At 69.9% G+C, this 14,656-nt stretch carries 10 protein-coding genes; 5 read left to right on the forward strand and 5 right to left on the reverse strand.

What is annotated here, in order from left to right; translation table 11 throughout:
* Positions 1-229 precede the first annotated feature (229 nt).
* Positions 230-979 (reverse strand): hypothetical protein, encoded by a 750-nt coding sequence (locus ABN273_RS06490; RefSeq protein ID WP_349447724.1) that lies wholly within the window; start codon positions 977-979, stop codon positions 230-232.
* A gap of 249 nt (positions 980-1,228) precedes the next feature.
* Positions 1,229-2,434 carry a methyltransferase domain-containing protein gene (locus ABN273_RS06495; RefSeq protein ID WP_349447725.1) on the reverse strand — a complete coding sequence of 402 codons (1,206 nt, stop codon included), beginning with the start codon at positions 2,432-2,434 and terminating at the stop codon, positions 1,229-1,231.
* 579 nt (positions 2,435-3,013) lie between these two features.
* Here ABN273_RS06495 and rph point away from each other — a divergent pair.
* From rph to ABN273_RS06520, 5 genes are read left to right on the forward strand one after another with little or no spacing between them, the layout of a single operon-like run.
* Positions 3,014-5,611 carry a rifamycin-inactivating phosphotransferase gene (gene rph / locus ABN273_RS06500; RefSeq protein ID WP_349447726.1) on the forward strand — a complete coding sequence of 866 codons (2,598 nt, stop codon included), beginning with the start codon at positions 3,014-3,016 and terminating at the stop codon, positions 5,609-5,611.
* Complete coding sequence (locus ABN273_RS06505) at positions 5,608-5,934, forward strand: hypothetical protein (RefSeq protein WP_349447727.1); 327 nt, start codon at positions 5,608-5,610, stop codon at positions 5,932-5,934. Before rph ends, ABN273_RS06505 begins: the two co-directional genes overlap by 4 nt.
* Positions 5,935-5,967: 33 nt before the next feature.
* Complete coding sequence (locus ABN273_RS06510) at positions 5,968-9,636, forward strand: CHAT domain-containing protein (protein WP_349447728.1); 3,669 nt, start codon at positions 5,968-5,970, stop codon at positions 9,634-9,636.
* Positions 9,633-10,031, forward strand: a complete 399-nt coding sequence (locus ABN273_RS06515) for a hypothetical protein (protein WP_349447729.1) — start codon at positions 9,633-9,635, stop codon at positions 10,029-10,031. Before ABN273_RS06510 ends, ABN273_RS06515 begins: the two co-directional genes overlap by 4 nt.
* Positions 10,031-10,924, forward strand: coding sequence for a hypothetical protein (locus ABN273_RS06520; protein ID WP_349447730.1), 894 nt, complete (start codon positions 10,031-10,033; stop codon positions 10,922-10,924). The genes ABN273_RS06515 and ABN273_RS06520 overlap by 1 nt, the downstream gene beginning before the upstream one ends.
* Before the next feature lie 240 nt (positions 10,925-11,164).
* Here the strand turns inward: ABN273_RS06520 and ABN273_RS06525 are convergent, their stop codons facing one another.
* Genes ABN273_RS06525 through ABN273_RS06535 form a run of 3 tightly spaced genes read right to left on the reverse strand, consistent with a single transcriptional unit; the run spans position 11,165 to position 14,577 of the window.
* The gene (locus ABN273_RS06525) at positions 11,165-12,631 is read right to left on the reverse strand and encodes a glycoside hydrolase family 32 protein (RefSeq protein WP_349447731.1); all 1,467 of its coding nucleotides are present in this window, start codon (positions 12,629-12,631) and stop codon (positions 11,165-11,167) included.
* A 42-nt stretch (positions 12,632-12,673) separates the two neighbouring features.
* A complete protein-coding gene (locus ABN273_RS06530; protein ID WP_349447732.1) occupies positions 12,674-13,597 on the reverse strand; it encodes a carbohydrate ABC transporter permease in 924 nt (307 codons plus the stop codon).
* Positions 13,594-14,577, reverse strand: a complete 984-nt coding sequence (locus ABN273_RS06535; RefSeq protein WP_349447733.1) for a carbohydrate ABC transporter permease — start codon at positions 14,575-14,577, stop codon at positions 13,594-13,596. Before ABN273_RS06535 ends, ABN273_RS06530 begins: the two co-directional genes overlap by 4 nt.
* Between the last annotated feature and the right edge of the window lie 79 nt (positions 14,578-14,656).

Here is a 14,656-nt window from a genome sequence, read left to right on the forward strand (position 1 = left end):
TCGCGGGACAGCTCCTCCAGGCCGGACACCTGAAGATCACATCATCCGAGCCCGATTTGATCAAAGTGACGGACGGTCACGCAACCGCTCGAACTGCTACATCCTGTGCACGACGTGAATGCTTACGCGGGGAGAACTGGTCGCGTCCTGGACAAGAGCGGAGCGGCCGCACGAGCCGAGCCGTCGTTTCAGGACAGCCCAACGCCAGTGCCGATGTGCGGGCGCGAAGTCACCGGAGGTGGTGCCGATGAAGGCGCTGCCCTCTCGCTCGGGCGCTGTACTTCAGATCTCCCAGTGCGAGGACCTTCGTCGGGCTCATCCAGCCCTGCGAGGGCTTGTGCAGCCCCCAACCGTCGCCGAGGGTGACTGCGGCGTGCTGCGCGGCTCCATCGACACCCCGCCAAACCAGGACGGTCCCTGGCTCGTCGTCGTGTCCTCCCTCGGCGGTGTGCTCGGCGAGCCAGTCTTCGAACGGCTCGCGGAGCATCCACACGTCCTCCGCGCCCTCGACACCGCACGCCGCCATCACCGTGCCAAAGCAGTTCGGGCCGCTCCGCCTGGGAAAGGTCCCGGCAAGGCGACGCGCCCCCGGGAGCATGGAGGCGATGGCGCCCCACGTAGCAGGGGCGACGTCGCCATGTCTGCTGGGGCGGCGTCCCTTCTCGACATACTTGATGACCGTCTCGACCTCACGCCCGGCGATCGAGGTGGGCCAATGATGCGGCACGGGTTGACTTCGCCTGACCGGGACCGGCAGCCGACGCGCGTCGGCCTCCGACAGCCACACGAGTGCTGACGAATCCAAGCCGTAGAGGCAGAAGGTGTCCCTGACTTCGGGCGTGAGCCGGTTCCGATCATCGTCGAGATCGAGCGAGTCAGCGAGATCCAGCGGGATCACAAATGGCTGCACCTGCGGCGCGAACCACCCGAGCCACCGGCTGATCAGGTCGTCGGGCACCTCGATCCCTAACACGAGCACGACGTCTGCCTGAACTCCGGCTGCTCGGCCGAGCTCACCCATGTACGTGACCGCTTGCCTGATCGTGCCTGGTGCTCTGTCGAATCGCTCAACCAGCCCCGCCGACGTGACCCGGGGCACAAGACATCTCATCGCTTTCCTCGCCCGAACGCCTGATACTCCTCACCTCACACCTGAACACCCGCTGACCGGGTGGGCCGAAATCGACTGACTGCTAATGGCTGACCTCCTTCGGGTCTCACCTCCACGTCACAGGCGTCGGCCGATTGTGAGGGCGACCGACCAGTGGCGCGTGAGTCGTCCGTCGGGGCGGGCGGCGAGACGGCGGCGTATCTCCTGGTAGAGATGCTGGCTCTTGGCCGGCTCCATGGCGATGTGGCCGGAGAACGTGTCGAGCAGAGCGATGTATTCGTCTGCCGTGTAGCGCAACGCCCATACGTAGAGTCTCGTCCCGATCACCATGAAGTCCCCGGAGGCATCGAACTCGGCGGGGATGGGGTCGAGCCGGTCCTCGGGCGGTGGCGGTGGCCATGGGCCGTCGTGGGCTTCGCCGATCTCCTCGTAGACATTCTGGATCTCGGTGAAGAACGGGTCGAAGCCGGCCGGCATCGCGTGGTCGGCGTTCCACACGGCCAAGTGGCCGCCCGGGGTGAGCAGCTTGGCCGCTTTCGCGTACTTGACCTCTGGGTCCAGCCACTTCCACGCCGTGGCTGCGTATGCGAGGTCGTAGCGGACCCCGGTCGGCGGCTCCCAGTCTTCGAACGACGACATGATCACGGAAACGTCGGCGAATTCGGCGAGGCGGTGTCGTGCCTCCGCCGCCAGGGCAGCGCCGAGTTCGATCGCGGTGATCGGGAAGCCCATCCGTGCCAATGGCAGCGTGGCTTTCCCCGGACCGCATCCGACCTCAAGTAGACGCGCGGGTGGCGTGACCCCCGTGATCGCAAGCAGATCGGAATATAGCTCGGCAGGGTAGTCGGGGCGTGCCTCTTGATAGCAGGCAGCCACGCTGTCGAAGGTGGCTCGCAGCCGATGGCGGGACATGATCCAATCCTGATGATGCGGCAACGCTGCTGTCACCTGCTTATCCTGCTCCGATCGGATACCGGGTTCGGGGTTCACTGGGACAGGTGACCGAGGGACGTTCTCCTCCTCTTGGGGCTCCGCCATGTGTCGGCGCATTTCGCGCTGACGCTCCAGCTCGCGGAACTCCAGGTGCTCGGAAGGCGCGCCGTCGGCCGTGCGGCCTCGCGTGTCAGGGAAGGTGAGGCGAGGCCTCAGCCGATCATCGCCAGGCGCGCCTTCGAGCATCCCTGAACTGTGAAGGAGCCGAAGATCGTCATCCAGACGAGTCCGATCTCTGCGGTTGAGCTGCCGGGCAGTCGCCGTGCTCGATAGGCCGGTCAGCCAGGCATCCAACTCGCCGGCCCGGCTGAAATGCTTGAGCCGGGACATGCGGCGCAGCGCGCGTGGACCGCCTCGGGGGCGGCCGAACACCGATTCCAGACCAGCGGGGCGGTGCGGCATCGGTCAGGCACAACGAGGCGATCGCGGCGCGGATACGCGTGCCGGCCGGCGTTTCCCGTCCGGCCACAGCGTTGCCGTCGCCGCTTCGCGAGAAGCCTTGTCAGGTCCTGCGGGCCACAAAAGGCAAAGGCAAGGAGATCCTTCCCCTTGCCACTTCTACCGTATAGCGCACCGGGGGGCTTGCGGCAAGACCCGGATCTTGCCGCAGAATCGTCGGCCGAGGCCAATATCCGCGGAACGGGGGTTCGGCGTGCGTGTGTCGTTGTCGATGTACGGGGGACGCGGTGGCGTCGAACCGCTGGTGGGACTGGCGGTGTGGTCGGGGGCGCTCGAGGCGCAAATGCGGTGTGCGGGGCCGCCCGGAGCGGAGCGGCCGGCCGGCTCGTCGGAGGGAAGGCAACGACAGATGGGGACGTGCCCGACAAGAGGTTCGGCAGAGCGTGCGGCGCCGGTGATTCGATCGGCCGGTGCAGTGCGACGGAGCCTGGCTGCCTGGGAGGTGTCGCGATGATCGAGCAGCACGTGTTGGATCTTCAAGAGGTTGACGAGATGCAGGTCGCGGTCGTTGGCGGCAAGGGCGCGCACCTGGGGGAGCTGTCGCGGATCGAAGGCATCCGGGTGCCGGCTGGCTTTTGCGTGACGACGTACGCCTTCCGGCGGATCATGGCGGAAGCGCCGTCGATCGACGATCGGCTCGATCAGCTGTCGCGCCTGAACCCGGACGACCGGGAGGCGATCCGCACGCTCGGCGCGGAGATCCGCCGGACCATCGAAGGGATCGCCATCCCTGACGATCTCGCGGCGGCGATCACCCGTGCGCTCGCGCAGCTCGGCGAGCACGCCGCCTACGCCGTGCGATCCAGCGCGACGGCAGAGGACCTGCCGACGGCATCCTTCGCCGGCCAGCAGGACACCTACCTGAACGTCGTGGGGCCGGCGACGATCCTCGAGCACGTCGGCCGGTGCTGGGCGTCGCTGTTCACCGAGCGGGCCGTGACCTACCGCCTGCGCAACGGCTTCGACCACCGGAAGGTCCACATGGCCGTGGTCGTGCAGCAGATGGCCTTCCCGCAGGCGGCCGGCATCCTGTTCACGGCCGACCCCGTCACGGGCAACCGGAAGGTCGCCACCGTGGACGCCGGCTTCGGCCTCGGCGAGGCCCTGGTCTCCGGCCTGGTGAACCCGGACGTCTACAAGGTGCGCGACGGCGAGGTCGTCACCAGGGCGGTTGCCGCCAAGGAGCGTGCCATCCACGCTTCGCACGCTGGCGGGACGCAGGTGGTGCCGATCGACCCGCAGCGGCAGGAGCAGCCGGCGCTGACGGATGCGCAGGTCGTGCGGCTCGTGCAGCTCGGGCGGCAGATCGAGGCGCACTTCGGCCGCCCGCAGGACATCGAATGGTGCCTGGTCGATGATGGCTTCCAGATCGTTCAGAGCCGGCCGATCACCACGCTGTTCCCCATCCCCGAGACCGGCGACCAGGAGAATCACGTCTACCTCTCGGTCGGTCACCAACAGATGATGACCGACCCCATGAAGCCGCTGGGCATCTCTGTGTGGCAGCTGACGGCCATGGCGCCGATGCACGAGGCCGGCGGGCGGCTGTTCGTCGACGTCACCCGGCTCCTGGCCTCGCCCGCGAGCCGCGCCGGCCTCCTGGAGATGGCGGGGAGGTCCGATCCGCTGATCAGGGACGCGCTGGAGACGGTCCTCGACCGCGGCCACTTCGTCCCGTTGCTCCCGGACGGGGGTCCCGGCGGGCCGCCGGTCGGCGGCGCGTCCGCCCCGATCGAGACCGATCCGGCCATCGTCACCGGGCTGATCGAGCGCAGCCAGGCGTCCATCGCCGACCTGCGGCGCGACATCCGGACGAAGACGGGGCCGGCGCTGTTCGACTTCCTGCTGGAGGCCTTCCAGGAGCACAAGCGGGTCCTCAGCGATCCGCTGAGCGTGCAGGCGATCATGGCGGGGATGGAGGCCACGTGGTGGCTCAACGACAAGCTGCGGGAGTGGCTGGGCGAGAAGAACGCGGCCGACACGCTCACGCTGTCCGCCCCCGACAACGTCACGTCGGAGATGGGGCTGGCGCTGCTCGACGTCGCGGACGTGATCCGTCCGCATCCGCAGGTGGTGGCGTTCCTGCAGGACGTCGAGGACGAGGGCTTCCTGGACGAGCTGCCGAAGCTCGCGGGCGGTTCCGAGGCGCGCGACGCCATCGAGGCCTATCTCGACCGGTACGGCATGCGCTGCGTCGGCGAGATCGACATCACGAGGCCGCGCTGGCGCGAACGCCCCACCACGCTCGTGCCCCTGATCCTCGACAACATCAAGCTCTTCGAGCCGGGCACCGCCGAGCGGCGCTTCGAGCAAGGGCGGCAGGAGGCGCAGAGGAAGGAACAGGACGTGCTGTCACGCTTGCGGGCCCTGCCGGACGGGGAGCAGAAAGCCGGCGAGACCAAGCGGATGATCGACCGGGTCCGGACCTTCATCGGGTACCGGGAGTATCCGAAATACGGCATCATCAGCCGCTACTTCGTCTACAAGCAGGCCTTGCTGGAGGAGGCCGAGCGCCTCGTGCAGGCCGACGTGCTCCCTGAGGAGGAGGACGTCTTCTACCTTACGTTCCAGGAGCTCCACGACGTCGTGCGCACCAACCAGGTGGATGACCAGCTCATCCAGCAGCGCAAGGACGCGTTCCGGTCGTACCAGGCGCTCACGCCACCGCGGGTGCTCACATCGGATGGCGAGGCCGTCGCCGGGGCGTACCGGCGCGACGACGTGCCGGCTGGTGCCCTCATCGGCTTACCGGTTTCCGCCGGGACCATCGAGGGCAGGGCCCGCGTCATCCTGGACATGGCGGAGGCGGATCTCGAAGCGGGCGACATCCTGGTCACGGCCTACACAGACCCCAGCTGGTCGCCGCTGTTCGTCGCGATCAAGGGCCTGGTGACGGAGGTGGGCGGCCTGATGACCCACGGCGCAGTGATCGCCCGGGAGTACGGCTTGCCGGCCGTCGTGGGCGTGGAGCAGGCCACCCGGCTGATCCGGGACGGGCAGCGGATCCGCGTGCACGGAACGGATGGCTACGTCGAGATCCTGCCGTGACTGACCACACCGAGAAGGCCCATCCGAAGCTTTCGGCCAGATATCCGGGTGGAGTCCAGCGAGGCGTGGCGGCCGCGGCCGACCTGCCCGACGCGCCTGCCGGGCGACACACGACGATACGGTCGCGTCGCCGGCCGGGCCGACACACGACGATACGGTCGCGTCGTGCGCCCGCTCGGTGGCGGCGGCTCGACCAGCTGCCACCGCTGGCCGCCGCCGGGCTCGGCGGCGACCCGACGCCGGGTCAGGTGAGCGAGTGGGCGGCCCAATTCGGACGGGGCGAGGAGCTCGGCGGCTGCGAGTACTTCGCGGGACGGCGATAATGCGGGTGAGGCGCCCGGGTTGATCAAGGAGCGGTGGCACCGGAGGTCGCGATGCCTGCAGAGCGGTTACAGGAGGAAGGCGGCGGGTCGGATCCGTTGCTGCGTGAGCTCTACCAGCTGATGAGCGCGCCCGACCTGAACCAGGTCATCGCCTACCTCCAGGACCATCTCGACCTGCTCGCCCCCGGGATCGACACGCGGCTGGGCGAGCTCGCCGACCGCTGCGCGGCGGAGGGCAGCGACGACATTGCCCGCTGGTTGACCGGCTGGCGGGGCCTCCTGCGGCAGTGCAGGGAGGAGGGCTTCGTGGCCGCCTTGGAGGCGCACGGCGGCATGGTCGAGGGGCCTGAGTGGCTCGCCCCCTTCTTGCGGCGCGTTGAGGAGCTGACGCCGATCGCCTATGAGGAGGAGGACGCCGACGCGCTGACGGAACTGGCCGAGGGCTGGCTGAACGTCGCCGAGGCGGACGAGGTCCGCGAACGCCATCCCGCGCTGCGCGCGGCGGCCTGCCACAACGCGGCGTCCACCATGCTTCGTGGCGACGGTGACCCGGCCGAGGCGGTAGCGCTCCTGCACGCGGCGCTCGACGCGCTGCCCCCACGCGCTCCCCTGAGACCGAACATCCTGCTCAGCCTGGCCCTTGCGACTGCGGCGCGCGAGCCCTCGCGCCTCGATGAGGCGATCGAGCTTGTGCAGAAGGCGGTACGGGACGATCCCGGCCTGCGCGGGCGGGCGGGAAGGACCCTGAGAGACATCGGCGTCCGGCTGTTCAGGATCTGCGAGCGGGACCCGTCGCTGGAGCTGATCGACGCGGCGCTCGCGGTCGAGCGCAGGCTGCTGGACGGCGAGTATCCCGCCGGCGGCGGGCCGGGCGCATCGGCCGCGATCATGGTCGAGTATCTGACGTGCCGGTACGCGATCTCACGCGACGAGGACGATCTGCGGCAGAGCGTCGTCGCGGCCGAGCGGGCGGTCGACTGCGCGCCGGAAGGATCGATGGAGCGGGTGAGCCGGCGCAATCGTCTGGCCGTCGTCCTGCGCTCGGTGTTCAGCGCCACTGGCGACGTCGACGCCCTCGATCGGGCCATCCAGCTCCACGAGGAGAGCCTGGAAGGGCTCCCTCCCGGGCAGGACCGCGTCTTCCACCTGCAGGGCCTGGGCCAGGCGCGCCGCCACCGTTACCGGTCACGCGGCGATCGGGAGGATCTCACCGCCGCCGTACGAGCGCACGAGGAGATGTACGAACTCGCCGAGCCCGGCAGTCACCGGTACGACGCCGTGCTCGACGCCTACGGCAACACGCTGCACGAACGGTATCTGGCGTGGGGCGATGCCGCCGACCTCGACAGAGCGGTACTCGTGCACCGCGAGGAGGTCGCAGCGACCAGTGGCCGGGGTCGGGTCATCGCCGTCAACTCCCTGGCCATCGATCTGCGGCACGTGTACGCGTCCACCGGAGACGTAGGGGCGCTGGAGGAGGCCATCGAGGCCCTGCGTGCGGCCCTCACCATCCCTGCAGCAGCCGAGGACCGTGACCGCGCGTCGGCGGCACTCGCCGGCTGCCTGTTCAACAAGTATCAGGCGTTCAGGGACGCGGCCGCCGGCGCGGAGGCGATCCGGATCCTGGCGGGGGTCCTCGACCGCACCCCGAGATCCTCCCGGGACCACGCGGTGTGGGCGGGCAACCTGGCCGCCGCCCTCCTCGTACAAGCCAGACTGGCGGATCAGCCGGACCAGGCGCGACTCGACCAGGCCGAGGAGCTGCTGATGGAGGCGGCGGCGGCCGGCGTAGGACTGGAGCGGGCCAGGCACCTGGTCAATCTGGGTTCATGCGTCAGCCTGCGCCCTGGCCACGCGGAGTCCGGGCCGAGCGTGCGGCGTTTCATCGCCTACATCGAGGAGGCGCTCGACCTCTGCCCGCCGGAAGCGCCCTTCGCCGCCGGCACGCGGCTGAATCTCGCCGGCGCCTACTTGGACCTGCACAGGCTCACTGCCGCCCCCGACGCGCTGGTCCGCGGGATGGAGCTGCTGCACGAGGGGTATGCGCTGGGGATCGAGCGGTCGCCTGAGTCCTTGTTGCAGGCGAGCCGGGCCTGGGGAGACCACGCGGCCAGGAACGGCCTGTGGGAGCAGGCGGCCGAGGCCTACGGGTACGCCCTGGACAGCATCGACCGAGTCGTCGGCGGCAGTCCGCTCAGAGCGCACAAGCAACGGTGGTTGTCGAAGGTGGAGGGGCTGACGACGGCCGCCGCGGCGGCGCATGTGGAGGCGGGCGACGCCTGGGCCGCCGTCGTGACGCTGGAGCGTGGCCGGACACGACTGCTCGCCGACGCGCTCGCCGGAGCCGCCGCGGAGAACGACCGGCTCGCCGTCCATCATCCCGGGCTTGCCGAGCCGTACCAACGGGCCGAGGCGCGGCTGCTCGAGCTGCAGCACCAGGCGCTCGAACCCGTCATGGGCGACTGGCTGCCGGTGGCCCCCGCGTTCGACCAGGCCCGCCGCGACAGGGACGAGGCGCTGGCGCGTATCAGGGAGCAGCCCGGCTTCGAACGCTTCCGCCTGCCCGACCCGGTCGACGACATCGCTCGGGCCACGCGCTCCGGCCCGCTGCTGTACCTGCTGGCCGGCACCCGTGGCGGTTACGGACTGCTGGTCGACGGCGGCTCCGTTGTCGCCCACCCCCTGCCCGACCTGCGGCTGGACGATGTCCTACGGCAGCTGCCCGACTACATCGACGCCTACGAGCGGGCTGGAACCGACGTGCGGCTCTGGCACCGGGTGCTCGACGACGTCACCCGCTGGCTCTGGGAGGCGGCGATGGGGCCGCTGCTCGACCTCGTCCCCGGTGACGGCCCGCTGACCGTCGTCCCCACGTGGCTGCTGGTCCTGCTGCCCTTCCACGCCGCCTGGACACCCGACCAGGACGCTCCCACCGGGCGGCGCTTCGCGATCGATTGCCGTCCGCTCACGTTCGCGCCGAGCGCCGGCATCGCCGCCAGGTCCGCGCCCGACGGCGCCGTGGCCGGGCGGATGTTAGCCGTCGGCGATCCGCAACCGGTCTCCGCAAGGCCGCTGCCGTTCGCGGCGTACGAGGTCGACGCCGCCGTCCGGGCATTCCCTGGCGCCCGTCGCCTGACCGGTGACGAGGCGACGCACGAGGCGGTGCTCGCCGGCCTCGATGCCCACGATGGGCATGGAGTGTTACATTTCGCCTGCCATGGCTACGCCGACTGGGAGCAGGTCCTGGACAGCTATCTGCTCCTGTCGGGCAATCGGCGCCTGACGCTGCGCGACCTGCTCGTCCGGCCGGTACGCGCCGGGCTCGTGGTGCTGTCAGCGTGCGAGACGGCGTTGCCGCAGGTCGGGCTGTCCGACGAGGTGATCGGTCTGGCCACGGGTTTCCTGCAGGGCGGAGCGGCCGGCGTCATCGGCTCGATGTGGCGGGTGCCGGACGCGAGCACTGCGCTGCTGCTCAGCCGGTTCTATGCGATATGGAAAGGCGGTGGCCATCCGGCGGCTGCGCTGCGTGATGCGCAGCGGTGGGTGCGCGACGCCACCAACGCCGAGCTGCGCGCGGCCTATCCCGCGCTCATGGATCATTTCGCACCGATCCCCGAGTCGATGCGGCCGTCGTGGGGGACGGGCCGCGATTTCGCCCATCCCGCCTACTGGGCGGCCTTCACGTACACGGGAGCAGCATGACCAGCCCGCCACGCTCGATCACCGATCTGGCCAACACGATCAGGCCGCGGCTGCCGGCGCTCCTCGGCGAGGAGGCCCAGGAGGTGGACGCGGCGCTCGGCGAGCTGCTTGCCCGCGGCCCGGCAGCCGAGCCGGAGATTCTGGCACTGCTGCAGCGATCTCCGGCGACCCGGGAATGGGCCTACGCGTTCTTGCGGCGCGCGGACGGCGGCGATCTGCGCGATCCCCGTACCGCGTACTTCCCGCTGGCCGCCGCGGGGAGCTTCGTCGGAGCCGACGTCTACGAATGCGAGCAGTGCGACCACCGGTGGCTCCGCCGTGCGGTCGGCCAGCCCGTGCCCGGCTGCCCTCAGCACGGCACACTCCTCGTCCGCGTCAAGGAATCGGAGCTGTAGTGCTTGAAAGCCTGTCGAAGGGGCTGGCGGACCGGGTCGCCGAGCGCTGGACCCGCGTCGTGATCCTGCCCGCCGCGCTGTTCTGGCTGGGCGGCGGGCTCGTGTGGTTCCTCGGCAGCGGCCAGACCGTCGAGGCGGCGGTCCAGACGGTGACCAAGCAGGTCACCACGTGGATGGTCGCCGGGTTCCTGGTTGTCGTGCTGCTGTCCGGGCTCCTGGCCAGACGCCTGGTCGACCCGGCGCTCGCCATGCTCACCGGCCGGTGGCACCGCTCGCTCGACCCGCTCGCCCGGCTCGCGGCCGGCCGGTGGTCACGCAGGATCACCGAGCGGGAGGCTCGCTGGCAGGACCTGGCCGCGCACGCACGCGGCTGGGCGGAGGAACGCGAGCTGGCTGCCCTCGACCTATGGCTGCGCGGCATGCCGTCCGACCCCGCACGCTGCCTGCCGACCCGGCTGGGCAACCTCCTGGCGGCCGCCGAACGGTGGCCGGCCGACAAGTACGGGCTGGAGGCGTCGCAGTGCTGGAGCCGGCTGTGGCTGGTCATGCCGGAGGAAGCCAGAAAAGAGCTGATCGGTGCGCGCGAGCGGCTCGACGGGCAGATCACCGCCTGGATGTGGGGCGTGGCCTTCCTCGTGTGGACACCCTGGGCGTGGTGGGCGGCGCCGGTGGGCGTGGCCGCCGCGGGAGTTGCCTACGCGGGCGCCCTCCGGTACGCCGGGGCGCTGGGCGACCTTCAGGAGTCGGCCTTCGACCTGTACCGGGGCGCGCTCTACACGCACCTGCGCTGGCCGCTGCCCGAGGATGCCGCGACCGAGCGGGAGACGGGCCGGGTGGTGAGCGCGTACCTGTGGCGCGGCTCCCAGGACCCACTCCCGCTGCGGGTGGAATGACAGTGATCGGCCGCGGGGCTACCGCACCTCACGCCCGCGTACTGCTGCTTGAGCAGCCATCGCCCGAGCGAACCGGTCTGCCGCGACGAACCGGCGTCAGTCGTATGAAAGCCAGCTCAAGGACCGCGTAGGCAATGTCCGGTCAGCGCCCGCAAGGTGACCGGTCTGGGATGAGCTCGGTCTCGGGCGGAGGCGCGGGAGCTCCTGTCCCTTCCGAATGCGGCGTCACCCTTGTGAATGTCATGCGAACTGCCCTTCCGGATCTGCCGCGTCGGCGCTCGGCTCCTTGATCACGATGGGAAGTAGCTCCCACGCGTCGATGGTGTACCCGAGGCGCGCGCCCGGCGCGCTGCGGGCCTGCAGCCGCCACGGGCCGTCGCCAGTCGGGTAGCAGCGCAGGGTGAGTACCTGGCCGGTGGTGGACAGGAAGATCTCGGCGATGGAGTGGTCGACGACCACGCGCAGGTCGACCGGCTCACCGCCGGGGCAGGGCATCCGGTAGGCACCGCCGCGGGCCCGGGGGTCCAGTGAGGCGCGGGCGCGGTCGACGACCAGTTCGCCCGCGGCCGGGTCGACGCGGATGTCGAGGTACTCGGAGCCGTCTGCGGTGGTGAGCAGCCGCAGACCGGCTTGCCCGGCTGGCTCCAGCCGGGCGGTCAGGTCGAAGGCGCGGCCGACGCCGCCGAGTTCCACCGGCTCCGGGCCGTGGATCCAGCCCGCGGCGTGGACGGTGCGCTCGCCGCGCAGAGCGGGTAGTTCGGCGGCGGGCTGCTGCCGGAGCGAGCCGTCGTCGCTGAGCGAGATCTCGCGTGGGAGGGTGAGCACGCCGGCCCATCCCCCGGCGGCGGCCCACGCCGCGTCGCGGGCTTCCCAGGACCATCCCCACAGCAGCCATCGGCCGCCCGGCGCGCGTAGCAGCGCGGGCGCGTAGCAGTCCGGGCCGTGGTCGAGGAGTACGGGCGGGCCGGCTTCGAAGACGGCGCCGCGTTCGGCACCGACCAGGGCTGCGACACATTGCGGGCCGTCGCGGTCGTCCCATGCGCTGATGATGAGGGCACCGCGCCCGGAGGCCGCCGGGAGGTACTGGGGGCACTCCCAGCCCTCGCCGGTGAGCAGGCCGGTGCCGCCCACGGGCTCCGGCTCGCCGGCGCAGAAGGGCCCTCGGTAGGTCCAGGTCTCCAGGTCGGGCGACTCGTACAGCAGGGCCGCGCCGCGGCCGTCGGTGAGCGCGGCGCCGACCAGCATCCGCCAGCGCGCGCCGTCCCGCCAGACGTACGGGTCGCGGTACATGGTGCAGCCGTCGGGCGGCTGCGGGATGAGCAGGTCGCCGCGAGGGCGGAAGGTCTGGCCGCCGTCGTGGGACTCGGCGGTGGTGACCGGCTGGCTCCAGCGGTCGCTGCGGTAGGCGGAGTAGAAGGCGACGATCCGGTCGCCGTCGGACACGGCGTTGCCGGAGAAGCAGCCGTCGGCGTCCTCGCCGCCGGGGGCGGGTGCGAGGGCGATCGGCAGCGGCTCCCAGCTCAGCAGGTCGGGGCTGCGGAAGTGGCCCCAATGCATGTTCGCGTGGTCGGTCCCGTCGGGGTTGTACTGGTAGCAGACGTGGTACTGGCCGTCGTGGTGGACCAGCCCGTTGGGATCGTTGATCCAGTTGCGGGGCGGGCGCAGGTGCGCGACGGGCCGGTGCGGGTCAAAGGGCGCGGCGGACACACATGTGCCTTTCCGAATGTCCGAGAGCGTGCAGAGGACCGGTCAACCTTTGACGGACCCGGCGGTGAGGCCGCGGACGAAGAAGCGCTGCAGGGCGAGGAAGAACAGGATCGGTATCACCATCGAGATGAAGCCGCCGGCGGTGACCAGTTGCCAGCCCTGGCCCTGCTGGCCCATGAGTCCCTTGACGGCGACGGTGATCGGCTCGTTCTCGCCCGGTCCGATGAAGACGAGGGCGATGAGCAGGTCGTTCCAGACCCACAGGAACTGGAAGATCGCGAACGAGGCGAGCGCCGGCACGCACATGGGCATGATGAGCCGCCAGAACATGGTGAAGTGGCTGGCGCCGTCGATCCTGGCCGACTCGAGCACCGCCTTGGGCAGCGTGGCCATGTAGTTGCGCAGGATGTAGATCGCCAGGGACATGCCGAACCCGATGTGCGCCAGCCACGCGGCCGGGAAGGTGCCGTTGATGCCGAAGTCGCCGTACAGCTGCAGGATCGGCACCAGCGCCACGTAGTTCGGCACGACGAGCAGGCTGACGATCATGATGAATAGCGTGTTGCGGCCGGGGAAACTCATGAAGGCGAACGCGTAGGCCGCGAACGCCGCGATGAGCAGCGGGATGAACGTCGCCGGCAGGGCGATGGCGAAGCTGTTGACGAACGCCTGGTCGAGGTTCGCCTGCGCGATGACCTCGCTGTAGGCCCGGGTGGTGAGCCGGCCCAGCGCTGCCGGGTCGGTGAAGATCGTCCACCAGCCGAGGGAGTTGGCGTCGTCCTTGGTGCGGAACGAGGTGATCAGCAGGCCCAGCGTCGGGACCACCCACAGGGTGCAGATGAAGATCACCGTGGCCTTGGCCACCGGGGTGGCCTCTCCCTGGTGGCGCATCCGGCGCGAGACGGTCCGCCGATGGGCCGGAGGGGAGCCGGCGGGACGGGTCACGGATCGCTCGGCGATGCTCATCGCCCGGCCTCCTCGGTACGGAACTGGCGCACCTGGTACACCATGATCGGAATGATGGCGATCATCAGCATGACCACGATCGCGGCCGCGTGACCGTTGTTGAAGTTCGTGAACAGCTCGTTGAAGAACTGCACGCCGATGACGTTGGTGTCGAAGTCGCCGTTCGTCATCACGTAGACGATGTCGAACAGCTTCATGACGCCGATCGTCACCGTGACGAAGACCGTGATGATCGTGCCCCGGATCTGCGGGACGATCACTTTGCGGAAGATCTGCCGCTCGCTCGCCCCGTCGATCCTGGCCGCCTCGAGCGTGTCGGCCGGCACGCCCTTGATGGCGGCCGACAGCAGGACCATGGAGAAGCCCACCTGCGCCCACAGCAACATCACCATGAGCTCGAGGCTGTTGAACTTGAAGTCGGTGATCTGCAGCCAGTTGACCGGGTCGAAGCCCAGACCGGTCACGATCGCGTTCTGCACGCCGATCTGCGGCTCTCCCGGCGGGTTGGTGGCGTAGACGAACCGCCAGATGGTGCCCGCCCCGACCGCCGAGATGGCCATGGGCAGGAAGATGGCCGTCTTGGCCAGCTTCTCCGCGCGCGGCCGCAGGCGGTCGGCCAGCACCGCGATCCCGAGCCCCAGAGCGATCGTGACGGCGGGCACGATCACGATCCACAGCAGCGTGTTGACCAGGGTGGAGCGGAAGCCGGCCGAGCCCAGGAGGGAGGTGTAGTTGTCGAGGCCGACGTAGGCGGTGCTGTCGGCGTTGGCGAAGCTGAAGTGGATCGTCTGGATCGCCGGGTAGATCAGGTAGAGGCTGATCGCCAGGAAGGCCGGGCCGATGTAGACGTACGGCTTGAGACGGTCCTCCCACCTGCCGGGCAGCAGCCCGACCAGCCGGTTGAGCACCCAGAACAGGACCAGGGCGCCGCCTACTCCGGCGATGACGGCGAGGACGGCGTTGATCGTCTTGATCAGCATGGCGCTGCTCCTTTCCCGGGCGTACCCGTTGTGCCTGAAGGGCCGTGTGCGCGGCTGAGCCCGCCGCGCGCACCGCGGG

This window comes from Nonomuraea sp. B19D2, from assembly GCF_040137845.1.
In the GTDB taxonomy this organism is placed as follows: Bacteria; Actinomycetota; Actinomycetes; order Streptosporangiales; family Streptosporangiaceae; genus Nonomuraea.